Below are 22,083 nucleotides of genomic sequence, written 5' to 3' on the forward strand. Positions count from 1 at the left end.
TCAGGCCTCCATCTTCTCGCGCTGGGCCTCGTAGGCCTCGCGGGGCTGCACCGTGCGCTTCTCGATCCGCTTCTCGATGTCCTTGCCGACAGCAACGACGCGCTGGACGTAGACACCGGGCAGGTGGATCTCGTCCGGGTCCAGCTCACCAGGCTGGACCAGCTCCTCGACCTGGGCGATGGTGACCCGGCCGGCCATCGCGGCCAGCGGGTTGAAGTTCCGCGCGCTCCGGTCGAACACCAGGTTGCCGTGGGTGTCGCCCTTGAGCGCGTGCACCAGCCCGAAGTCGGTGGTGATCGAGTCCTCCAGCACGTACGTCGTGCCGTTGATCTCCCGGGTCTCCTTCGGCTGCGACGCCTTCGCGACCGTGCCGTCGGCGTTGTACTTCTGCGGCAGCCCGCCCTCGGCGACCTGGGTGCCGACGCCGGCCAGCGTGAAGAACGCGGCGATCCCGCAGCCGCCGGCCCGCAGCTTCTCGGCCAGCGTGCCCTGCGGGGTCAGCTCGACCTCGAGCTCACCGGACAGGAACTGCCGGGCGAACTCCTTGTTCTCCCCGACGTACGACGACGTCATCTTGGCGATCCGCTTGTCCGCGAGCAGGATCCCGAGGCCCCAGTCGTCGACACCGCAGTTGTTCGACACCACGCTGAGCCCGGTCACCCCCTTGTCGTGCAGGGCGCTGATCAGCTCCATCGGGTTGCCGCACAGCCCGAAGCCGCCGACCGCGAGGCTCGCGCCGTCGCCGATGTCGTCGACCGCGGCCTGCGGCGAGTCGTACGTCTTGTCCATCCGGCTGCTCCGTTGCAGTGTCGGGGGCTTGGGTGACTCGACTCTAACCAGCCATCCGCGAGTCCGGCGAGACCCGCCTGTTGTGGCCGCTGCCACAGGTGTGTCGGCGTACCACAGGGGTGTGTGGCCTGGTGCTATGCGGAGGCCTCGGAGTTGATCAGCAGGTTCAGCTCGTGCATCGCCTCGTAGCGGGCGTCTTCCAGATCCTCGGAGTCGCGGGACAGCACGACGGCCAGGTGCTCCCGGGCGGTCAGGAGGTCGCCGCAACCGCGGGCGACTCGGGCCAGGCCGATGTGGGCGGCGGCAGCGGTTTCCGGTAGCTCGGCGTGCTCGGCCAGAGCCAGCGCCCAGCTGAAGTCCTCGCCGGCCGCATCCAGGTCACCATGGCGGCGGTAGAGCTCGCCGCGCTGGCACAGCAGCAGTCCGGACTCGTCGTCCGCCCGGAGCTTCTCGGCCAGCTCCAGGGCCTCGCTGATGACGTCGACCGGGTCGTCCACGATCTCTCTGAGCGCCGTCAGCGCCAGGAACATCCCCCAGCGGTCGTCGAGCATCCGGAAGCGTCCCAGCGCCGTACGGAGCGCCTGAGCGGCGTCGCCTGGGGTGGCGGTGGTCAGGCCCGGGTAACCACGGCACAGCTCGACTGCGGCCCTGGTCCAGGCGTCACCGCCCTCGTTCCGCGCCAGGACCTCCTCGACCACGGCGGCGGACTCGAAGGGCCCGAACACGAGTGACCACAGCAGCACGGTCACGGAGTACCGAAAGGGGCCTGTGGTCGCCAGCACGATCTGCTGGGCCAGCTCCAGCTGCTCCTGCTCGGCAGACCCGGCTCCGTGCAGTACGGCGAGCAGGTACTCCTCGTCGAGTCCGACAGGCACGCTCCGGCCCAGGATGCTCAGCACACGCTCCGCAGCGGCGGCGGCCTCGTCCTGCAGGCCCTGCGACCACCAATGGCTCGAGTACTCCGCGACAAGCCGCAGCGCCGTCCGGGGGTCGCTCTCACAGGCACGCTCGATCGCGCTCACGACCTCGTCGCCGTACCTGTCGTCACCCCCCAAGTCCACGTACCTCATTGTCCCCCTGGCCTGTTGACGCCAGGTAGTGGGGTCAGAACCGGAGGATGCCCCAGCGGTCCGGGCGGTGCATGTCGACCACGTACTGCGGTGACCAGACCCAGAAACTCAGGTCGTCGCCCTTCACGTACGCGCCGTCGACGACCTCGTGCGGCCACTGGCAGCGCATCAGGTTCATCCGCCACTCGTCACCCGGGTTCGGCGGCGTCGCCCGGCCCTCGTTGTACGTGGCCAGGTCGGCCCACGGTACGGCGAGTTCCACCGACCAGCCGTTGTCGGTGTCGGACGGGTCGTTCAGCGTGCCGTCGATGTGGATCGCCGTCCGCAGCCCGGGCAGGTTGGTCGGGTCCACCGGCACGCCGCCGTCGACGTACGGCTTCGGCAGCGTCAGCTCCCAGATCGTGCCGAGCGGGTTGATCTCGAACTCGTAGTAGTTCAGCCCGTCGCCGTCCGGGTCGAGGAACAGCTCGAAGTTGTTCTCCTCGAACAGCTTGGTGTTCTTCTCGGCCATCGTGGACCACACGTGCGGCTCCTCGAGCAGGCCGCCGACGTAGAGGTACTGGTCGTCGTACATCAGCTTCGCCCGGGTCCGGTACGGCGGGACCGGGCCGTCGCCGCCGATGTCGACGAACGGGGTCGTCCACGGCGCGATGTCCCAGGCCGGATCGGTCAGCGTCCCGTCCAGGGTGGGGGCGACCGGCGTACGCGGGCAGTCGTAGACGGGCAGGTCAGGCATCGGCACGCTCCAGGAGTCGGGCGACGAGGTTGGCGACGAGGAAGGTGATCGCGGTCAGCACCGGGACGACGGCCAGTGTCCACGGTGACGACAAGTTCTCGGTCAGGAACGCCAGGACGACGATCAGCATGAAGGCGACGCCGAGGAACGCCACCACGCGCGGGTTCGGCATCGCGAGCCGGCTCAACGCGAGCCCGCCGAGCACGATGGTGACCGCGACGATCAGTACGAGTAGCGGGAGGCCGAGCGCGCCGCAGTTCGTGGTGTCGCGGAACCGCTCGCAGCCGCGCTCGCTCAGCCACACCAGCGCGATGGTCGCGAACCCGCACAGCAGCCCGACGACGGCAAGGATCACCACCGGCGGCAACGGCGGAGCGTCGTACCGCCCTTCGTCCTCCTCCTGGCTCATTGCCGCAGGTTATCGGGATCCAAGGGAGTGGGCGATCGCGTCACGTACGGCGGCTTCTGTGGGCGCGGGCACTCCGCGCTCGGCGGCGAGCTCGGCCAGCGAGACCATGGTCACGTCGTGCAGCCCGCAACTCGTGAACGTGTGAAACACGGTCATGTCCGGGTCCACGTTCACCGAGAAGCCGTGACTGGTCACGCCGCGCCGGATCCGCATCCCGATCGAGCACAGCTTGCGGTGGTCCTCGGTCCACACCCCGACCAGGCTGCTCGCGCCCTTCGGCGTGTCCCGCCGCACCAGGGGGAACCCGAGCGAGCCGAGCGCCTCGATCAGGCCGTTCTCGACCCAGCGGACGATGTCCACCGGCCCCCGCCGCTTCAGGTCGATGACCAGGTACCCGACCAGCTGCCCCGGTCCGTGGTACGTCGCGAACCCGCCGCGATCCACCGCCACCGTGGGAATCCCCGCGGCCTCCGCCGGCAGGTCGTCCAGCACGGTCCGCGGCCCGTAGGTGATCACCGGCGGATGACTCAGCAGAAACAGCCGGTCCGGAGCCGCGTCCCCGACCCGCTCCTCCACCCAGCCGCGCATCTCTTTCGCGGCGACCTCGTACTCGACCTCACCCAGATCCACGCGCTGCACGAGAACCAGCGTAGACAGCACGAGGGCGGTGACCGGAGTCACCGCCCTCGATTGGTCGGGCTGACAGGATTTGAACCTGCGACCTCTTCGTCCCGAACGAAGCGCGCTACCAAGCTGCGCCACAGCCCGAAGCCTCGGACAGCTTACATGCGCCTACGGCTGGGACGAAATCGGGTTAATCCGGGGGACCAGAGTGAGCAGTGTGGCCTCCGGCCGGCAGGCGAAACGGACCGGCGCGTACGGCGACGTGCCGAGCCCCGCGGACACGTGCAGAGCGGCCTGGCGGCCGTTGTGGCCCCACGTGGACAGGCCCTTCACCCGTGACGTGTCCAGGTCGCAGTTCGTCACCAGGGCGCCGTACAGCGGCACTGCCAGCTGGCCGCCGTGGGTGTGGCCGGCCAGGACCAGCGGGTATCCGTCGCCGACGAAACCGTTCAGGACCCGCTGGTACGGCGCGTGCGTGACACCGATCGAGAGGTCGGCCGACGGGTCGATCTCGCCGGCGACCTCGTCGTACCGGTCTCGCTTGATGTGCGGGTCGTCGGTGCCGGCGAAGTCCAGCCGCAGGCCGTTCACCTTGAGGGTCGCCTTGGCGTTGTTCAGGTCGGTCCAGCCGGCTCCGGTGAAGGCGCTGCGCATCTCCTCGTAGGGCAGGTCCGGGCCGTGCGGCTTGTGCCGCTGCTTGTGCGCGGGCAGCAGGTACTTGCCCGGGTTCTTGAAGTGCGGCTTCCAGTAGTCGTTGGAGCCGAACACGAACACGCCGGGCAGGTCGAGCAGGTCGCCGTACGCGCGGAGCAGCGGGCGGACCGACCGCTCGTGCGCCAGGTTGTCGCCGGTGTTGACGATCAGGTCGGGCTCGAGCGCGGCCAGGTCGTTGACCCAGTTGATCTTGCGCTCCTGGGACGGCATCAGGTGCAGGTCGGACAGGTGCAGCACCCGCAGCGGCGAGGAGCCTTCCGGGAGCACCGGGACCGTCACTCTGCGCAGCGTGAACCAGCGCGCCTCGATCCCGGCCGCGTACGCGACGCAGGCGGCGCCCACGGCGCCGACGACCGCCGTGGCCTTGAGGGTGGTGGTGGCAAGCCCGCTCAAACTCATTTCACCAGCCTGCCACAATCATGGTCATGTCCAACTCCGGTATGAAGCAGCGGCTGCACGACGACATGACCGCCGCCCTCAAGGCGCGTGACGAGATCCGCAAGTCCACCCTGCGGATGGCGCTCACCGCGGTCACCAAGGCGGAGGTGGCCGGCAAGGAGGCCCGCGAGCTCACCGACGCCGAGATCGTCGACGTCCTCGGCTCCGAGGCGAAGAAGCGCCGCGAGTCCGTGATCGCCTACCGCGAGGCCGGCCGCGCCGAGCTCGCCGACAAGGAGCAGGCCGAGGCGGACATCCTCGCCGAGTACCTGCCCGAGCAGCTCAGCGAGGAAGAGATCGTCGCCCTGGTCACCGAGACCATCGCCGCCACCGGCGCCGCCGAGCTCGGCCCGCGCGGCATCGGCAAGGTCATGGGCGCCCTGCAGCCCAAGGTCAAAGGCAAGGCCGACGGCGCCGTCGTCTCCGCCGAAGTAAAACGCCAACTCGGCGCCTGACCCCGGTACGGCGAAGGGCCTCGTCCGTGTCGGACGAGGCCCTTTCGCGCGCTATCTGCCGCCGCAGTTGGGGTACTTCGGGTTCCACGGGGGGCAGTTGGGGTTGATCGTGGGTGGGTTGTTGTTCGGCGGCTTGGTGGTCGCCGGCGGCTGAGCCGTGTTGGCCGGCGGGGTCGGCTGGTTCTTCTGGCTGCCGTTGGAGATGTAGATGGTCACCTTCGAGCCCTCGGGTGCGCCGTCGCGCTGGCGCGGGCTGGTGTAGGCGACCGTGCCGGCCGCCTCCACCGAGTTGACCGTCCCGGACGCGATCTCGACCTGGAAGCCCGCCTGGCGGAGCTTGTTGGACGCGTCCTCCGGGTTCATCCCGTTCACGAACGGCAGGTCCTTCACGTCACCGCGGACCGTCTTGTCGGACGGCGCGACGAACTTCGTCGTCGGGTAGCCACGCAGCGCGCCCTGCATCGCGGTCATCCACAGCGGACCCGCGGTGCCCGAACCGGACGCGTCGTTCATCTCCCGGCCGTCGAGCGTCTGGCCGATCAGGTTGTCGTACGGCAGCGAGGCGTCGGCGACGACCGAGGCGGCCGCCAGTTTGCTCGAGTAGCCGGCGTACCAGACCGCCTCGTTGTCGGTGATCGTTCCGGTCTTGCCGGCCAGGTCGCTGTTGCCGAACTTCAGCTTCGAACCGGTGCCGCCCGGCTCCATCACCTGGTGCAGCACGGCGTTGACGCCGTCGGCCACCTCAGGGGCCAGGGCCTGCTTGCAGTCCGCGCCCCGAGTGTTGACCGCCTTGCCCGTCGGGCCCTTGATCGCGGTGACCACCCACGGGTTGCAGTACATGCCGCGCGCGGCGAAGGCGGCGTACGCGCCGGCCATCTGCAGCGGGGTGACGTAGCCGACGCCCAGGGTCATGGAGATGACCTGGTTGAGCGGAGCGCCGGACTGGGCGTCGTGCAGGCCGAGGGACTGGGCGATCTTCGCGATCGGGCAGAGACCGGTCTGCTGGGACAGCAGCAGGAAGTAGGTGTTCGTCGACTTCTGCGCCGCCTGGATCATGGTCGGTTCCGGCACGTTCTTGGTGGAGTTCTTCGGGTTGTAGCTGTCCACCATCGTGGTGCCTTCGCAGGTGCTGAACTTCTTGCCGCCGAGGCTCACCGGGCTGGGCGAGTTGATCTTGTAGTTCAGCGGGAAGCCCTTCTGGATCGCCGCTGCGATCGTGAAGGCCTTCATCGTCGAGCCGTTCTGGAAGCCGCCGTACCCACCGGAGGCCTTGTCGGTGTTGAAGTTGTACGACGTCTGGTTCTTCTTGTTGCCGTACGGCTTGCTCTGCACCATCGCCTTCACCAGGCCGGTGCCCGGCTCGACGATGGTGATCGCGGCGACGGCCTGGTCGGTCGGCCTGGAGTGCTCGTTGATCGACTTCTGCGCGGCGGCCTGGATCTTCGGGTCCAGCGAGGTGCGGATGGTCAGGCCCGCGGTCTTCAGGAAGTTCGACCGGTCCGCCACGGTCTTGCCGAAGGCCGGGTTCTTCTCCAGCTCGGAGACGACGAACTCGCAGTAGAACGGGAACTTGCCGTTCGCGCAGCCGAGTTTGTTCGAGCTGACCTTCGCCGGGTCGATGACTGGGGTCTTCAGGGCCGCGTTGGCCTGGGCGAGCGAGATGACCTTCAGCTCGAGCATCCGCTTGATGACCACGTCGCGGCGGTCCTTGGCGCGCTTCATGTTGTTGGTCGGGTCGTAGCCGGTCGGGTTCTTCACCAGGCCGGCCAGCAGCGCGGCCTGCGGCAGGGTGAGCTGGGACGCGTGCACCCGGAAGTAGTGCAGGGCGGCGGCCTCGATCCCCCAGGCGCCGTCGCCGAAGTTGGCCAGGTTCAGGTACTTCTCGAGGATCTCGTTCTTCGAGTACTGCTTCTCGACCGCGATCGCGTACCGGAGCTCGGCGACCTTGCGCTGGTAGGTCTCGGCCGTCGCGGCCGCGACCTCCTCGGGCGTGTTCGCCTTCTCGACCAGGCTCATCTTCACGTACTGCTGGGTGATGCTCGAACCACCCTGCTGCACCGAGCCCTCGGTCTGGTTCCGCATCAGCGCGCGCAGGGTGCCCTTGAGGTCCAGCGCGCCGTGCTCGTAGAACCGGTCGTCCTCGATCGCGACGATCGCCTTCTGCATGATCGGCGCGACCTGGGTGAGCTTGACCGGCACCCGGTTCTGCTCGGCCAGGGTGGCGATCAGCGATCCGTCGGCGGCCAGGATGGTGCTCTTCTGCTTGAGCGGCACCTCGTCGAACTGCTGCGGCAGGTCCTGCAGCGTGTCGTGGGTCTTCTCGGTGGTGAAGCCGGCGAGCCCGGCGAACGGGATCGCGAGACCGGCGGCCAGGGCCCCCGACAACACGCTCACCCCGAGGAACAGAACCACCGACTGGACGACTCCCCGGTCGCCCTTCTCCCTGACGCGCATGATCATAGAGACTACGGGATCGGTCTGGCGGATTACCGCGGCGAGTGTGACCTCGGTCACGCTCTGCGGCGCGTTGCCCCGAAGTTCATCCAAAAGGATGAGGGCCCGGGCACAATGCCCGGGCCCTCGGTCCGTACGGCGGTCAGGCGGCGTACTGGCGCGCCGCGACCTGAGCCGGCTCCAGCGCCAGGTCCAGCACCTCGCGGACGTCGCTGACCGGGTGCACCGTCAGCTCCGCCAGCACCGACTCCGGCACGTCCTCCAGGTCCGGCTCGTTCCGCTTCGGGATCAGGATCGTGGTCAGCCCGGCCCGGTGCGCGGCGAGCAGCTTCTGCTTCACCCCACCGATCGGGAGGACCCGTCCGGTCAGCGACACCTCACCGGTCATCGCGACCTCCGAGCGGACCGGCCGCCCGGACAGCAGCGACGCCAGCGCGGTCGTCATCGTGACCCCCGCCGACGGCCCGTCCTTCGGTACGGCGCCCGCCGGGACGTGGATGTGGGCGTTCCGCTCGGCCAGGTCGCCGACCGGCAGCCCCAGCTCCGCGCCGTGCGAGCGCAGGTACGACAGGGCGATCTGCGCCGACTCCTTCATCACGTCACCGAGCTGCCCGGTCAGCGTGACTCCGGTCGGGCCGGTCTCCTTGTCGGCCAGCGACGCCTCGACGAAGAGCACGTCGCCACCCGCACCGGTCACCGCCAGCCCGGTCGCCACACCCGGAAGCGCCGTACGCTCGACCGACTCCGGAGTGAACTTCGGCGAACCCAGGTACCCCTTCAGGTCACCCGAGCCGATGGTCAGCGAGCCCGGGTCGTCGCCCAAGGCAAGCTTCGCCGTCACCTTCCGCAGGACGCGGGCGATCGACCGCTCCAGCTGCCGTACGCCGGCCTCACGCGTGTACTCGCCGGCCAGCACCCGCAGCGCCGAGTCGTCGAGGGCCACCTCGTCCGCCGTCAGGCCTGCCCGCTCCAGCTGACGCGGGAGCAGGTGGTCACGGGCGATGACGACCTTCTCGTCCTCGGTGTACCCGTCCAGCTGCACCAGTTCCATCCGGTCCAGCAGCGGCGCCGGGATGGAGTCCAGCACGTTCGCCGTGGCCAGGAAGACCACGTCGGACAGGTCCAGCTCGACCTCCAGGTAGTGGTCCCGGAAGGTGTGGTTCTGCGCCGGGTCCAAGACCTCCAGCAGCGCGGCCGTCGGGTCGCCCCGGTAGTCCGCACCCACCTTGTCGATCTCGTCCAGCAGTACGACGGGATTCATCGAGCCCGCCTCGGTGATGGCCCGGACGATCCGGCCCGGCAGCGCACCGACGTACGTCCGCCGGTGACCGCGGATCTCGGCCTCGTCGCGGACGCCGCCCAGCGCGACCCGGACGAACTTCCGTCCCATCGCACGGGCCACGGACTCGCCCAGCGAGGTCTTGCCCACACCAGGAGGACCGACCAGGGCCAGTACGGCGCCACTGCGGCGACCGCCGACCACTCCGAGACCACGGTCCGCGCGGCGGCGCCGTACGGCCAGGTACTCGGTGATGCGCTCCTTCACGTCGTCCAGGCCGGCGTGGTCCGCGTCCAGCACGGCCCGGGCCTCCCGGATGTCGTAGCTGTCCTCGGTCCGCTCGTTCCACGGCATCTCGAGCACCGTGTCCAGCCAGGTCCGGATCCAGCCGACCTCGGGGGACTGCTCGGCGGTCCGCTCCAGCTTGTCGACCTCGGCGAGCGCGGCCTTGCGCACGTGCTCGGGCAGCTCGGCGGCCTCGACGCGGGCCCGGTAGTCCTCTTCCTCGGACTCGGCCTTGCCGTCCAGCTCGGCCAGCTCCTTGCGGATCGCGGCCATCTGCTGGCGCAGCAGGAACTCCCGCTGCTGCTTCTCCATGCCCTCCTGGACGTCCTTCTGGATCGTCTCGGAGACCTCGAGCTCGGCCAGGTGGTCCTTCACCCAGCCGATCAGCTTCTCCAGCCGCTCGGAGACATTCGCGTTCTCGACCAGCCAGGACTTCTGCTCGTTCGTCAGGTACGACGCGTAGCCGGCCAGGTCGGACAGCTCCGCCGGGTCGTTCACCTGCTTCACGGAGTCGATGACCTGCCAGGCGCCGCGACGCTGCAGCACCGACGTCACCAGGGTCTTGTACTCGCGGGCGAGCTCGGCCGACCGGCTGTCGGTGATCTCGTGCAGCACGGTCGCGCCCACCCAGAGCGCGGCGCCCGGACCGGTGGTCCCGGCGCCGATCAGGACCCGGGAGGTCCCACGGATGACGGCTGCCTGGGCTCCGCCCGGCAGCCGGCCGATCTGCTCGATCTCACCGAGCGTCCCGGCCTTGGCATATTTCCCGTCCAACCGCGGCACCAGCAGGACCTGGTCCTGGCCGGAAGCCTGCGCGGCGTCGATCGCGGCCCGGGCCTCGGCGTCGGCCAACCGGACCGGCACGACCATTCCCGGCAGGACCACGGCGTCGTCCAGCGGCAGAACAGGAAGATTCAACGTATCGGTCACGCTGTCACACCCTTATCCAAAGATTGAGTCTGACAGGCTCAACCGTGCGTGTAAGCAAGTAATTCCCGGCGTTCGCTGACGGTGAAATCAGGCTGTCAGCAGGTCGGCGATCTGGCGTAGACCGGTGAGGTCGTGGACGTCGTCGGCCAGGGCCGGGACCTCCACAGCCGGGATCGAGCGGTGGCCGCGGCGGAACCGGTCGGCCCGCTTGTGGTCGCCGACCACCTGCTGCATCTTGCCCGCGTGCAACCGCAGTACGGCGGCTGTCAGCGGCGACTTGCCCGCCTCCTCGAGCCGCTCCGCCGCGGCGAGCGACCGCTCCGCCGAGAGCTCCGGAGCGTGCGTGGTCGTCACCCGGTTCAGGACGACGCCGGCCAGCGGCATGCCCTCCTCACGCAAACGCTCCGCGAAGTACGAAGCTTCCCGCAGCGCGTCGTTCTGCGGAGCGGCCACCACCAGGAAGGCTGTGTGCGGCTCGCGCAGCAGCGCCACCGTCTGCTCGGCCCGCTGCCGGAAGCCGCCGAACAAGGTGTCGAAGGCAGCCACAAAGGTCTGTACGTCGGTCAGCACCTGAGCGCCGAGCACCTTGTTCAGCACGGACATCGCCATGTTCACTCCGGCCGACATCAACCGGAACGGCCCGCGGGCAGGCGCCAGCAGCAACCGCAGGAACCGTCCCTCCAGCAGTGACGCCAGCCGCTCCGGCGCGTCCAGGAAGTCCAGCGCGGACCGCGACGGCGGGGTGTCCACCACGATCAGATCCCAGTCACCCGACCGCTCGGCCTGCTTGTGCAGCTGCCCGAGCTTCTCCATCGCCATGTACTCCTGCGTCCCCGCGAACGACGACGAGAGCGCCATGTAGAAGGGGTTCGCCAGGATCTGCTCGGCCTTCTCCGGCGTCGCGTGGGCGAGCACGACCTCGTCGAAGGTCCGCTTCATGTCCAGCATCATCGCGTCCAGCCGGCCGCCGTTCGCGACGTCCACGTGGGCCACGGCGCGCGGCGTGTTGTCGAGCTCGGTCAGCCCGAGCGACTGCGCCAGCCGCCGGGCCGGATCGATCGTCAGTACGACGACCTTCCGTCCGCGCTCCGCGGCCCGCAGACCCAGCGCGGCAGCCGTCGTCGTCTTGCCGACCCCACCCGCCCCACAGGTCACGATGATGCGCGTCCCCGGGTCGTCGATCAGGGCGTCCAGATTCAGGTCGGTCACGCGCGCAACTCCTCGGCCAGGTCGAACAAGGCGCCTTGGTCGATTCCTTCCGGCAGCAGCGGCAGCTGGGTGACCTGCTTGCCCAGAGCATCTATCCGGTCGCGGTTCTCGCGTTCCAGCCCGACCCGGACGGCGTGGTCGTGCGCCTCCGCGGCCAGCGTCGCGACCAGTTCCTTGCTGACGGCGACACCGGCCGAGCGCAACCCCTTGCTGATCTCGGTCGTGGGCAGTTCTTCCTTCACCGCAAGGGCGAGCGCGTCGTCGTCCAGCGGGCTGTTGCGGACCATGTTCACCACGATCGACCCGATCCGCAGGTCGAGCGCCTCCAGGTGCTCGACCGCGTCCAGCGTCTCCTGGACCGGCATCTCCTCGAGCAGTGTGACCAGGTGGATCCGGGTCACGTCCGAGCGCAGCATGCCCATGATCGCGTCCGCCTGGTTCCGGATCGGCCCGACCTTGGCCAGGTCGGCGACCTCGTGGTTCACGTTCAGGAACGGCGCGATCCGGCCGGTCGGCGGTGCGTCCAGCACGACGGCGTCGTACGCGAGCCGCCCGTGCGACTTCCGCCGGGTCGCCTCGTAGACCTTGCCGGTCAGCAGTACGTCGCGCAGGCCAGGAGCGATCGTGGTGACGAAGTCGATCGCGCCCACCTTGTCGAGCGCTTTCCCGGCGCGGCCGAGGTGGTAGTACATGTCGAGGTACTCCAGCAGCGCCGCCTCGGCGTCCACGGCCAGCGCGTACACCTCGCCGCCGCCCGGACCGTGGGCGATCCGGCGCTCGACGTACGGCAGCGGCGGCACGTCGAACAGCTGGGCGATGCCCTGCCGGCCCTCGACCTCGACGAGCAGGACGCGCTTGCCCTGGTCGGCCAGCGACAGCGCCATGGCGGCCGCAACAGTCGTCTTCCCGGTGCCACCTTTGCCGGTGACCACGTGCAGCCTCGCCATACGGTCCAGGGTAGGACGTGGCCCACAGCACACTGTCTCTGGAGCCAGTTAGAGTCCACCTCATGAAGAAGTTCGAGTACTTCACCGCGCCGCTGCTGGTCCACTCGACCAAGGAGATCCTGGACAACTTCGGCCAGGACGGCTGGGAGCTGGTCCAGGTCGTCCAGGGCCCGAACCCGGAGTCCCTGGTCGCCTACCTGAAGCGGGAGATCGAGGACAAATGAGCCACCCCGAGGAGAAGCTGGCCGAGCTCGGCCTGAAGCTGCCCGAGGTGGCCAAGCCGGTCGCCGCCTACGTCCCGGCCGTCCGGACCGGGAACCTGGTCTACACGTCCGGCCAGCTGCCGCTGCGCGAGGGCACCCTGATCGCCACCGGCAAGGTGGGCGACGCCGTCACCGCCGAGGTCGCGAGCGAGTGCGCGCAGCAGTGCGCGCTGAACGCGCTGGCCGCGGTCAAGGCCGAGATCGGCGACCTCGCGAACGTGCGGCGGGTCGTCAAGGCGGTCGCGTTCATCGCGTCCACGTCCGACTTCACCGGCCAGCCGCAGGTCGCCAACGGCGCCTCGGAGCTGTTCGGCCAGGTGTTCGGCGAGGCCGGCCAGCACGCCCGGAGCGCGGTCGGCGTCCCGGTCCTGCCGCTCGACGCGCCGGTCGAGGTCGAGCTGATCGTCGAGGTCGCCTGACCTTCGCATGGTCCGCAACCTGAAGTCCGAGTTGCTGTCCGGCCGGATGGCGTCGGCTGCGCTGGAGTTCGCCCGCGAGGGCCGGACGGCGGCCGAGCCGCGTCCGGCCTCGACGGTGATCCTGCTCCGCGACACTGCCGCCGGACCGGAGGTCTACCTGCTCCGGCGGCAGCGGACGATGGCGTTCGCGGCCGGTATGACGGTCTTCCCGGGCGGCCGGGTGGACCCGACCGACGCGACCGTGGCCGACTCGTGGTCCGGGCCCGCGCCGGCCTGGTTCGCGGACCGGCTGGGGTGCGACGAGCAGACGGCCTCGGCGTACGTCGCGGCCGCGGTGCGGGAGACGTTCGAGGAGTCGGGGGTGCTGCTGGCCGGCCCGTCCACCTCGTCCGTCGTCGGCGACACGACCGGCGACGACTGGGAAGCCGACCGGGTCGCGCTGGAGGCGCGGGAGCTCGGGTTCGCCGACTTCTTGCACCGGCGTGGGCTGGTCCTGCGCGCCGACCTGCTGGGGCCGTGGGCGCACTGGATCACGCCCGAGTTCGAGCCCCGGCGGTACGACACCCGCTTCTTCGTCGCCGCGCTCCCGGCCGGGCAGGTGACCCGCGACGTGACGAGCGAGTCCGACCAGGTCGCCTGGATGCGCCCGGCGGACGCGGTCACGGCCGTCGAGGCGGGCGATCTGCTGATGCTGCCCCCGACGTACGTGTGCTGCCGCGACCTCACGCCGTACGGCGACGTGGCGGACATCCTCACCGCCGCCGGTGAACGCGAGATCCGCCCGGTCCTGCCGACCGTCCGCATCGACGGCGACCAGGCCTACCTGGAGACGACATGACCGACTACGCGACGCTGGTGCGTGCGGACAACCCCGGGCTGATGACGCTGGACGGGACCAACACCTGGATCCTGCGGGCGCCGGGGGCGGACGAGTCGGTCGTCGTGGACCCGGGCCCGATGCTGGAGGACCACCTGCGGGTAGTCCTCGACCAGGCCGGCAAGGTGGCCGTCGTACTGCTGACGCACAAGCACCCAGACCACTCGGAAGGGGCTGCGTGGTTCGCGAACCAGGCCGGGTGCGGGGTCCGGGCGGTCGACCCGGCGTTCCGGCTGCCCACCGATCACGCCCACGGCCTGAACGAAGGGGACGTGATCATGGTCGGCGGCCTCCGCATCGAGGTCCTGCCGACGCCCGGCCACACGATGGACTCGGTCTGCTTCTGGCTCCCGCAGGACGGCTCCCTGCTGACCGGCGACACCGTCCTCGGCCGCGGCACGTCGGTGGTCGCCCACCCGGACGGTGCCCTCGGCCCCTACCTCGACTCCCTCGACCGCCTGCTGGCCTTCGCCAACTCGGCCGCCGGCGTCGAGCGCCTGCTCCCCGGCCACGGCCCGGTCATCGACGACCCGACGGACGTCCTCACGTACTACGTCGAGCACCGCAAGGAACGCCTCGACCAGGTCCGGGCGGCGCTCGCGGCCGGCCACACCACACCGGAAGCGGTCGTGGCACACGTCTACGCCGACGTAGACCGCTCCCTCTGGCCCGCCGCCGAACGCTCGGTCCGCGCCCAACTGGACTATTTGAGGGGATAACCCCGGGTATTGGGGGTTCTCCCCTCGTATGCGAGCAGAGAACCCACGCTTCAAGGGGACATCCCCTCGAAGGGATTTCCACAGATTGGGGGATGGGGGGCAGATCCGGCGCTGGGTGGCAGATGCTTGGTGGGGTGAATCCGATGCTCAAGCTGCTCGCGGCGCGACAAGGCGGCGTGTTCAGTCGTACCCAAGCGTTGGTCTGTGGCTACTCCGCCGACCAGATCGTCCGCCGGCTCAGCGATGGGCGCTGGCAGCGGGTCCGGCGTGGACAGTACGCCGAGAAGGTGGACCTCGCCGCCCTGCAACCTTGGGAGCGGGCAGAGTGGAATCATCGCCGGCAGGTCCATGCGGTGATGAATTCGCTGCGCACGGGATCTGTTGCGGTGAGCCACCAGTCGTCGCTCCTGCTGCACCGGCTACCGGTCTGGGGGCTGGATCTCAGCAGAGTGCATGTCACGCGTCTGGATGGGCAATCGGGTGGCCTCGTCGCGCACGTCCAGCATCACCTCGGGAAGCTGGCAGCTGCTGACCTTGCCGAGGTCGAGGGCCGCCTGGTGACCAGTCCACTTCGTGCTGCCGTCGAATCGGCGTGTGCGACGTCGTTCGAGGTGGCCGTCGTGGGTGTCGATGCTGCACTCCGTGAGTACGACGTCAGCGATGCGGACATCCGGAGCCTGCTGCACGTCTTCGAGTTCTGGCCCGGAGGTACCAACGCGCGGGCGGCTCTGCGCTTCGGGAACCGGTTGTCGGAGTCGGTCGGTGAGTCGCGCCTGCGGGTCCTGCTGCACGAGCATGGTCTGCCGGCACCAGTTCTCCAGTCAGAGCTGCACGACGCCGACGGGCTTGTCGGGCGCGTCGACTTCCACTTCCCGGCGTACGACACGGTGGTCGAGTTCGACGGGATGCTGAAGTACGGCGGCGGATCGCCTGAGGTGCTGGTCCGTGAGAAGCGCCGTGAGGACCGGTTGCGGGCTCTAGGCCTGACCGTGGTCCGGGCCGACTGGGCGGACCTCGATCGCCCGGCACACCTGGCGGGCACCATCGGGAGAGCCCTCACCGGCCGCGCCCGAGCCGCCTGACGCCGTACGCCCCGACCTCGCCCGGCCGCGCCCAGCGGTCCGGCTGTGCGCGCCTCGGCGTACTCCCGTTCGAGGGGATATCCGGACGGCTCGGGGGTTCTCCACTCGTATACGACAGGAGAACCCGCACTTCGAGGGGATATCCCCTCGAAGTGGGTGGGGAGGGCGGGGCTAGCGGGCGCGGCGTTGGAGGCGGTCGACATCCAGGAGTACGACGGAACGCGGCTCCAGGCGGACCCAGCCACGGGAGGCGAAGTCGGCCAGCGCCTTGTTGACGGTCTCGCGGGAGGCGCCGACCAGCTGGGCCAGCTCCTCCTGGGTCAGGTCGTGGTGCACGTGGACGCCGTCGTCGGCGGTCCGGCCGAACCGGCTCGCCAGGTCGAGCAGCGCCTTCGCGACCCGGCCCGGCACGTCGGAGAACACCAGGTCGGCCACCACGTCGGAGACCTTGCGCAGCCGGGACGCCAGCTGGAGCAGCAGGCCGCGGGCCACCTCGGGGCGGCCGGCCAGCCAGCGCAGCAGCTCGTCGTGGGTCAGCGACATCATCGAGGCATCGGTCACCGCGGTCACGGTCGCGGACCGCGGACCCGGGTCGAACAGCGACAGCTCGCCGAACATCTGGCCCGGGCCGAGCACGGCGATCAGGTTCTCCCGGCCGTCGGCGGAGGTGCGGCCCAGCTTGACCTTGCCCTCGACCACGACGAACAGCCGGTCACCGGAGTCGCCCTCGTGGAACAGGACCTGGCCGCGGCGCAGCCGGTTCTCGGTCATCGACGCGGCCAGCGCGTCGGCCGCCTCGTCGTCGAGCTGACTGAACAGCGGTGCCTGTCGGAGCACTGCGGCATCCACTTTGGGCCTCCTCGGACCTTCGACCACGGCTGACGGGCGGGGTCCGGCCTCGCCCGGCACCGGGCCGTTACCACCCGGTTGCCCCAAAACCGTAGCCCCTCGGGTGTCGGCCCCGCCACGTAGGCTTGCCTCCATGCCATCCCAGCGTGTCGCGGACCCCGTCGTCGAGGTGCCGCTGAAGCTGCCCCGCAAAGCCCCGGTCCACACCGGTGAGACCCACACCCAGCTGGTCCGCCGGGCCCGCAAGATGCACAAGGTGCTCACCGAGACGTATCCGGACGCTCACTGCGAGCTGGACTTCACCAACCCGCTCGAGTTGCTGGTGGCCACCATCCTGTCGGCCCAGACCACCGACGTGATGGTGAACAAGGTGACTCCGACCCTGTTCGCCAAGTACCCGACCGCCCAGGCCTACGCGGAGGCCGACCGGGAGGAGCTGGAGGCGATCCTCAAGCCGACCGGCTTCTTCCGGGCCAAGACCAACAGCGTGATGAAGCTCGGCCAGGCCCTGGTCGACGACTACGACGGCGTCGTCCCGGGCAAGCTGGAGGAGCTGGTGAAGCTGCCCGGCACCGGCCGCAAGACGGCGAACGTGGTGCTCGGCAACGCCTTCGGGGTCCCCGGGATCACCGTCGACACCCACTTCGGGCGCCTGGTCCGCCGGTTCGGCTGGACCACCGAGGAGGACCCGGTCAAGGTCGAGCACCTGATCGGCGCGCTGTTCCCGAAGAAGGACTGGACGATGCTGTCGCACCGGCTGATCTTCCACGGTCGCCGTCGCTGCCACGCCAAGAAGCCGGCCTGCGGCGCCTGCCCGATCGCCCAGTGGTGCCCGTCGTACGGCGCCGGCCCGACCGACCCCGTGGTAGCCGCGAAGCTGGTGAAGGTCCCGGCGTGAGACTCCGTACGACGCTCTGCGCGACCAGCTGGCTCGTCGCCGGACTGGTCCTGGCGTCGTGCGGATCCGAGCCGGCCGACGGCTCCCAGCCCGCGGCGACCGGCGGCGCGGCCACGGTGTCCGCCTGCCCGTCGACGCCGTCCAAGCCGCCGGTCAGCAACGGACTGCCCGACGTCAGCCTGCGGTGCCTCGGCGAGGGGCCGGACATCCGGCTCGCCGACCTCCGCGGGCCGCTCGTCGTCAACATCTGGGCCCAGTGGTGCGGTCCGTGCCGCGACGAAGCGCCGTACCTGGCTGCGCTCGCGAAGACCGGGAAGGTGCAGATGCTCGGGATCGACTACGCCGACCCGCGGCCCGAGCTCGCGGTGAAGTTCGCGACCGAGGAAGGGCTGGCCTACCCGCACCTGGTCGACCAGGACAAGACGATCCAGCAGGCGCTGCGGATCGGCGGCCCGCCGCTGACCGCCTTCGTCGACAAGGACGGCGCCGTCGTCTACGTGCATCACGGGGTGCTCACCTCGCAGCAGCAGCTCGACCAGCTGGTGAAGGACAAGCTGGGAGTGCAGCTGTGACGTTCGAAGGTGTCGAGATCCCGGAGTGGCTGAAGCCGCTGGCGCAGGCGTCCGAGGAGGTGGACCCGGCGCAGCTGTCGAGGTTTCTGCCGCCGGACGATCCGTCGGTGCGCAAGTCCGCCGTACTGATCTTGCTTGCTGATGGCAACGACGGGCCGGAGGTGCTGCTCACCGAGCGGGCCTGGACGTTGCGCCGGCATGCCGGGCAGATGGCGTTCCCCGGCGGCGGTGTCGATCCGGAGGACGGCACCGGTGAGCCGGGCCTGGTGCGGACCGCGCTGCGCGAGGCCGAGGAGGAGACCGGGCTGGACCCGGCCGGAGTGGTGCCGTTCGCGGTCTGGCCGGCGCTGTGGGTGCCGGTGAGCAACTTCGGCGTGTCGCCGGTGCTGGGCTGGTGGCGGGAGCCGTCGCCGGTGGCAGTGGTCGACTCGGCCGAGGTCGCGTCGGTCCACACCGTGTCCGTGCGGGCGCTGGCCGATCCGGCGAACCGGATCAGCTGCCTGCACCCGTCCGGGTTCACCGGACCGGCGTTCACCGTCGGTGACCTCTACATCTGGGGTTTCACCGCCGGTCTGCTGGGCAAATTGCTCGTTCTGGGTGGCTGGTCGCGCGACTGGGACCCCTCCGTCGTCGTACCGTTGCCCGACCGACTGGTCGAGGCGGCCTGGCGGAGTGAGGGACGGCGGCCGGAGGAAGTGCGGCGGATGACCGCCATCGAGCACGACCTCGGCCGGTCTGAGGGTGTCCAGTCGGAAGGTGTGGAGTGAGCAAGCTCGACTACGCGCTGCTGATCATCACCGGGCTGGTGGCGATCTCCGGGTACATCGAGGGTTTCGTGCTGGGCGCGTGCGCCACGCTGGGCCTGCTCGGCGGCGCCGCGGTCGGCGTCTGGGTCGTGCCCCGGGTGCTGGACAACTTCTCGCCGAGTGTCTCGGTGTCGTTCGCGGCGCTGGTGCTGGTGGTGATCCTGGCCTCGATCGGCCGCACGATAGGCGCCGTACTCGGGTCGAGACTGAGAAACAAGATCTCCTGGACGCCGGTGAAGGCGGTCGACGCGCTCGGCGGAGCCGCGCTGGCCGCGGTCTCGGTGCTGATCGTGTCCTGGGTGCTCGGCGTGGCGGTGAGCGGCGCCCGGATCCCGAGCGTGACGTCCGCGGTGCGCGGCTCGCAGGTGCTCGCGAAGGTCGACGAGGTGCTGCCGAACCGTGCCGACCAGGCGTTGCAGGCGTTCAACGACGTGGTCAACACCGATCTGTTCCCGCGGTTCCTGGACCCGTTCGTGCCGGAGCGGATCCGGGAGACGCAGCCGCCGGACGGCGAGATCTCCCGGCAGCCGGCGGTCCGGGCGGCGTACACCCGGATCGCCAAGATCACCGGGGTGGCCAACTGCTCGCGCGGCCTGGAGGGCAGCGGGTTCGTGTACGCGCCGCAGCGGGTGATGACGAACGCGCACGTGGTCGCCGGCGTCGGCTCGCCGCAGGTCGAGGTGAACGGGCAGTCGTACGAGGCGTCCGTGGTGGTGTTCGACCCCGAGGTCGACATCGCGGTGCTGTATGTGCCGAAGCTGACCATCCAGCCGCTGCCCTTCGACTTCACCGGCAAGGCGGACGACCCGGCCGTCGTCCTCGGCTACCCGGAGAACGGCCCGTTCGACTCCGAGCCGGCCCGGATCCGGTCCGAGGAGCGCCTCCGCGGCCCGGACATCTACGGCGACCGGACGGTGACCCGGGAGGCGTTCTCGATCTGGGCCTCGGTCCGCCCCGGCAACTCCGGCGGCCCGCTGCTGTCCAACAAGGGCACCGTGTACGGCGTGGTGTTCGCGGCCTCGGTCGAGGACAACCGCACCGGCTACGTGCTCACCGCCGAGCAGGTCTCCGACGACGCCCGCGAAGGCGCGACCGCGACCCAGGAAGTCTCCACCAGAACCTGCACCTGAAGCTCCACGACCATGCAGCAGAACCGCGCCGCCACCGCGTTCTAGGGATATGACGGTGACGACGGAGGGGACGTTGTCGTTCGACGAGTTGGTGGTCTCGACCGAGCGGCGGCTGCTGCGGCTCGGTCTGATGCTGACCGGTGGCGTACACAGCGCCGAGGACCTGGTCCAGACGGTGTTCGCCCGCGCGCACCGCAAGTGGGAGCGGATCCAGTCGCTGGACAACCCCGAGGCTTACCTGCGGACGATGGTGGTCAACGAGTTCCTCAGCTGGCGCCGCCTGCTGAAGAACCGGGAGCTGCCGGTCGCCGAGCCGGTCGACCTGCCCTCCACCGAGGACATCGGCGCCCGCCAGGCGCTGCGGGACACCGCCTGGCGGTTGCTCGCGACGTTGCCCCGGCAGCAACGCGCCGTACTGGTGCTGAGGTACTACGAGGACCTGCCGGACGACGAGATCGCCGCCGTGCTCGGGTGCGCGCCCGGAACGGTCCGGTCCAACGCGGCCCGCGGGCTGGCGACGCTGCGGAACACCCTGCCTGCTGAGGAGGAGCGCTGATGGCCAGGCTGACCGACGAAGAGCTCGAGCAGCTGCTCCGGGAGACCTTTGCGGACCAGGAGGAACTGGCCGACAGTTTGCCGTCGGCAACCAAGCGCCGGCGCCCGCTGGCCCCGATCCTGATGGCCGCGGCGGCGGTGCTCGTCGTCCTGGCAGGCACCTTGTACGGCGTCAGCCGCGACCGCGACGCGGACCCGGTGGCGAGCTCTTCCGCGACCGGAAGCACCGACGCCCGGGCGACCGCGGGTGCGTCCGAGAACGCCGAGATCTGGGCGGCCGCGGTCCTGGCGGGCGCGAAGCAGTACGAGCCGCCGCAGGGCTGGCAGTCGCTGGTCTTGCTGGATGAGACTGTCGCCGTCACGCAGGCGAAACGGCTCAGCACCGTTCCCACCTTCTCCGTGGCGGACAAGAACAGGATCGTGGAGCTGGTCGGCAAGGTCTTCTCCGTCACCTGGAGTTCGACGTACGCGAGCCGTGATGCGTGCTCCGGCAAGGCGCTCGGCGACATCGCGGTCGGGCCGGTGATCGACAAGGGTGGCCACAAGGAGGTCGCGGTCAGCATCGAACGCGAGTGCGGTTACGGCCACTGGCTGACCTACCGGCTCGAGAAGCAAGCCGGCGCCTGGGTGGTGACCGGCACGGCCGGCCCGGTGCACGGGAAGATCCCGGCGGGGGCCGGCTGCGCTATGTCGAACACGACGCCAGCCAGTCCACGACCAGGGTGTTGAACAGGTCCGGGGCCTCTTCGTGCGGGAAGTGGCCGGCCGGGGTGACGAACTCGTGCCGGAGTGGGGCCGTGACCAGGTGTGGTGGGGTGACCGCGGTCGGGGACACCGCCGGGTCCTGGGCTCCGTGGATCTGCAGCACGGGTACGGCGACCGGCGTACGCATCCGGGCCGAGTACTTGCGACCGTCAGGCCGGAGCCGGGAGCGGGCGAACCAGCGGTGGTACTCGAGCGCGCAGTGCGGCGCCGGCCACACCTGCAGCGCGGCGCGGTACCGGCGGGAGGACTCGGCGTCCGGGAACGTGCCACCGGGTGCGGACCAGGTGCGGAGCAGCCGCTCGATGTGGAGGCCGTCATGCGCGAGCAGGCGGCGCTCAGGCAGGATCGGCAGCTGGAACCAGGCGGTGTGAGTCAGCGCCTTCGCCTGACCGGACCTGGCCAGCAGCAACGGGTGCGGCGCCGAGACGACCGCGAGCCCGCGGACCTGTCGCGGGGCGAGTACGGCGGCCGACCAGCCGATGAACCCGCCCCAACCGTGCCCGACGACGACGGCGTCCGTGGCCCCGAGCGACCGGATGACGCCGGACACGTCCGCGGCGGCGGTGTAAGGGTCGTAACCACGAGGAGGCTTGTCACTGGCGCCGTACCCGCGTAGGTCCATCGCGACGGCGCGGTAGCCGGCCGCGGCGACGACCGGCAGCTGATGGCGCCAGGCCCACCAGAACTCGGGGAAGCCGTGCAGGAACAGCACCAGCGGTCCGTCCGCCGGCCCGCACTCCGCGACGTGGAACCGAGCCCCGTTGGCCGCCACCAGCGAGTGTGACCAGGGCCCGTCGACCAGCAGGTCG

At 69.9% G+C, this 22,083-nt stretch carries 24 protein-coding genes and 1 tRNA gene; 12 read left to right on the forward strand and 13 right to left on the reverse strand.

Translation table 11 applies throughout. From position 1 onward, the window contains the following. From ACWCOV_RS19935 to ACWCOV_RS19965, 7 genes are all read right to left on the reverse strand, one after another. Nucleotides 1–789, reverse strand: a complete 789-nt coding sequence (locus tag ACWCOV_RS19935; RefSeq protein WP_360519017.1) for a CoA transferase subunit A — start codon at nucleotides 787–789, stop codon at nucleotides 1–3. Between the two features lie 134 nt (nucleotides 790–923). Then, a complete protein-coding gene (locus tag ACWCOV_RS19940) occupies nucleotides 924–1,850 on the reverse strand; it encodes a tetratricopeptide repeat protein (RefSeq protein WP_449830762.1) in 927 nt (308 codons plus the stop codon). 43 nt (nucleotides 1,851–1,893) lie between these two features. Then, on the reverse strand, nucleotides 1,894–2,595 hold the full coding sequence (locus ACWCOV_RS19945; protein WP_449830763.1) for a carbohydrate-binding family 9-like protein: 702 nt from the start codon (nucleotides 2,593–2,595) through the stop codon (nucleotides 1,894–1,896). Further along, a complete protein-coding gene (locus ACWCOV_RS19950) occupies nucleotides 2,588–3,004 on the reverse strand; it encodes a hypothetical protein (protein WP_449830764.1) in 417 nt (138 codons plus the stop codon). The genes ACWCOV_RS19945 and ACWCOV_RS19950 overlap by 8 nt, the downstream gene beginning before the upstream one ends. Before the next feature lie 9 nt (nucleotides 3,005–3,013). Continuing rightward, the gene (lipB, locus tag ACWCOV_RS19955) at nucleotides 3,014–3,643 is read right to left on the reverse strand and encodes a lipoyl(octanoyl) transferase LipB (protein WP_449830765.1); all 630 of its coding nucleotides are present in this window, start codon (nucleotides 3,641–3,643) and stop codon (nucleotides 3,014–3,016) included. Nucleotides 3,644–3,695: 52 nt separating this feature from the next. Then, nucleotides 3,696–3,772: transfer RNA gene (locus tag ACWCOV_RS19960), tRNA-Pro, on the reverse strand. A 24-nt stretch (nucleotides 3,773–3,796) separates the two neighbouring features. Next, the gene (locus ACWCOV_RS19965; protein ID WP_449830766.1) at nucleotides 3,797–4,741 is read right to left on the reverse strand and encodes a metallophosphoesterase; all 945 of its coding nucleotides are present in this window, start codon (nucleotides 4,739–4,741) and stop codon (nucleotides 3,797–3,799) included. Between the two features lie 26 nt (nucleotides 4,742–4,767). Between ACWCOV_RS19965 and ACWCOV_RS19970 the strand changes: the two genes are divergently transcribed. Further along, nucleotides 4,768–5,235 carry a GatB/YqeY domain-containing protein gene (locus ACWCOV_RS19970; RefSeq protein WP_449830767.1) on the forward strand — a complete coding sequence of 156 codons (468 nt, stop codon included), beginning with the start codon at nucleotides 4,768–4,770 and terminating at the stop codon, nucleotides 5,233–5,235. Between the two features lie 51 nt (nucleotides 5,236–5,286). On the opposite strand, the gene ACWCOV_RS19975 is transcribed toward ACWCOV_RS19970, so the two are convergent. The 4 genes from ACWCOV_RS19975 to ACWCOV_RS19990 all read right to left on the reverse strand — a co-directional run bounded on the left by ACWCOV_RS19975 (nucleotide 5,287) and on the right by ACWCOV_RS19990 (nucleotide 12,339). Then, a complete protein-coding gene (locus tag ACWCOV_RS19975; protein WP_449830768.1) occupies nucleotides 5,287–7,689 on the reverse strand; it encodes a penicillin-binding protein in 2,403 nt (800 codons plus the stop codon). A gap of 142 nt (nucleotides 7,690–7,831) precedes the next feature. Next, nucleotides 7,832–10,183: an endopeptidase La gene (gene lon / locus ACWCOV_RS19980; protein WP_449830769.1), complete on the reverse strand. Its 2,352-nt coding sequence runs from the start codon at nucleotides 10,181–10,183 to the stop codon at nucleotides 7,832–7,834. Between the two features lie 87 nt (nucleotides 10,184–10,270). Further along, nucleotides 10,271–11,392 (reverse strand): ArsA family ATPase, encoded by a 1,122-nt coding sequence (locus tag ACWCOV_RS19985; RefSeq protein ID WP_449830770.1) that lies wholly within the window; start codon nucleotides 11,390–11,392, stop codon nucleotides 10,271–10,273. Beyond that, entirely contained in the window at nucleotides 11,389–12,339 is a 951-nt protein-coding gene (locus ACWCOV_RS19990; protein WP_449830771.1) for an ArsA-related P-loop ATPase, read from the reverse strand. The genes ACWCOV_RS19985 and ACWCOV_RS19990 overlap by 4 nt, the downstream gene beginning before the upstream one ends. Nucleotides 12,340–12,401: 62 nt before the next feature. On the opposite strand from ACWCOV_RS19990, the gene ACWCOV_RS19995 reads away from it, so the two are divergent. From ACWCOV_RS19995 to ACWCOV_RS20015, 5 genes are all read left to right on the forward strand, one after another. Continuing rightward, a complete protein-coding gene (locus ACWCOV_RS19995) occupies nucleotides 12,402–12,563 on the forward strand; it encodes a hypothetical protein (protein WP_170284624.1) in 162 nt (53 codons plus the stop codon). Beyond that, the gene (locus ACWCOV_RS20000; protein ID WP_449830772.1) at nucleotides 12,560–13,021 is read left to right on the forward strand and encodes a RidA family protein; all 462 of its coding nucleotides are present in this window, start codon (nucleotides 12,560–12,562) and stop codon (nucleotides 13,019–13,021) included. Before ACWCOV_RS19995 ends, ACWCOV_RS20000 begins: the two co-directional genes overlap by 4 nt. 7 nt (nucleotides 13,022–13,028) lie before the next feature. Then, on the forward strand, nucleotides 13,029–13,859 hold the full coding sequence (locus ACWCOV_RS20005; protein WP_449830773.1) for an NUDIX hydrolase: 831 nt from the start codon (nucleotides 13,029–13,031) through the stop codon (nucleotides 13,857–13,859). Next, the gene (locus ACWCOV_RS20010; protein ID WP_449830774.1) at nucleotides 13,856–14,617 is read left to right on the forward strand and encodes an MBL fold metallo-hydrolase; all 762 of its coding nucleotides are present in this window, start codon (nucleotides 13,856–13,858) and stop codon (nucleotides 14,615–14,617) included. Before ACWCOV_RS20005 ends, ACWCOV_RS20010 begins: the two co-directional genes overlap by 4 nt. Before the next feature lie 143 nt (nucleotides 14,618–14,760). Then, entirely contained in the window at nucleotides 14,761–15,699 is a 939-nt protein-coding gene (locus tag ACWCOV_RS20015) for a type IV toxin-antitoxin system AbiEi family antitoxin domain-containing protein (protein WP_449830775.1), read from the forward strand. A 171-nt stretch (nucleotides 15,700–15,870) separates the two neighbouring features. Here ACWCOV_RS20015 and ACWCOV_RS20020 read toward each other — a convergent pair whose 3' ends face one another. Then, entirely contained in the window at nucleotides 15,871–16,548 is a 678-nt protein-coding gene (locus ACWCOV_RS20020; RefSeq protein ID WP_360537801.1) for a Crp/Fnr family transcriptional regulator, read from the reverse strand. 133 nt (nucleotides 16,549–16,681) lie between these two features. Here ACWCOV_RS20020 and nth point away from each other — a divergent pair, with 133 nt between their 5' ends. Genes nth through ACWCOV_RS20050 form a run of 6 tightly spaced genes read left to right on the forward strand, consistent with a single transcriptional unit; the run spans nucleotide 16,682 to nucleotide 21,238 of the window. After that, complete coding sequence (gene nth / locus ACWCOV_RS20025; protein WP_449830776.1) at nucleotides 16,682–17,446, forward strand: endonuclease III; 765 nt, start codon at nucleotides 16,682–16,684, stop codon at nucleotides 17,444–17,446. Then, nucleotides 17,443–18,018 (forward strand): TlpA family protein disulfide reductase, encoded by a 576-nt coding sequence (locus tag ACWCOV_RS20030; RefSeq protein WP_449830777.1) that lies wholly within the window; start codon nucleotides 17,443–17,445, stop codon nucleotides 18,016–18,018. Before nth ends, ACWCOV_RS20030 begins: the two co-directional genes overlap by 4 nt. Next, nucleotides 18,015–18,785, forward strand: a complete 771-nt coding sequence (locus ACWCOV_RS20035; RefSeq protein ID WP_449830778.1) for an NUDIX hydrolase — start codon at nucleotides 18,015–18,017, stop codon at nucleotides 18,783–18,785. The genes ACWCOV_RS20030 and ACWCOV_RS20035 overlap by 4 nt, the downstream gene beginning before the upstream one ends. Further along, a complete protein-coding gene (locus tag ACWCOV_RS20040; RefSeq protein ID WP_449830779.1) occupies nucleotides 18,782–19,954 on the forward strand; it encodes a MarP family serine protease in 1,173 nt (390 codons plus the stop codon). Before ACWCOV_RS20035 ends, ACWCOV_RS20040 begins: the two co-directional genes overlap by 4 nt. A 49-nt stretch (nucleotides 19,955–20,003) precedes the next feature. After that, complete coding sequence (locus tag ACWCOV_RS20045; RefSeq protein WP_449830780.1) at nucleotides 20,004–20,510, forward strand: SigE family RNA polymerase sigma factor; 507 nt, start codon at nucleotides 20,004–20,006, stop codon at nucleotides 20,508–20,510. Then, nucleotides 20,510–21,238 carry a hypothetical protein gene (locus ACWCOV_RS20050; RefSeq protein WP_449830781.1) on the forward strand — a complete coding sequence of 243 codons (729 nt, stop codon included), beginning with the start codon at nucleotides 20,510–20,512 and terminating at the stop codon, nucleotides 21,236–21,238. The genes ACWCOV_RS20045 and ACWCOV_RS20050 overlap by 1 nt, the downstream gene beginning before the upstream one ends. Here ACWCOV_RS20050 and ACWCOV_RS20055 read toward each other — a convergent pair. Then, complete coding sequence (locus ACWCOV_RS20055) at nucleotides 21,195–22,046, reverse strand: alpha/beta fold hydrolase (protein WP_449830782.1); 852 nt, start codon at nucleotides 22,044–22,046, stop codon at nucleotides 21,195–21,197. The two genes, ACWCOV_RS20050 and ACWCOV_RS20055, sit on opposite strands and share 44 nt — an antisense overlap. Between the last annotated feature and the right edge of the window lie 37 nt (nucleotides 22,047–22,083).

Source organism: Kribbella sp. NPDC002412 (assembly GCF_053592935.1).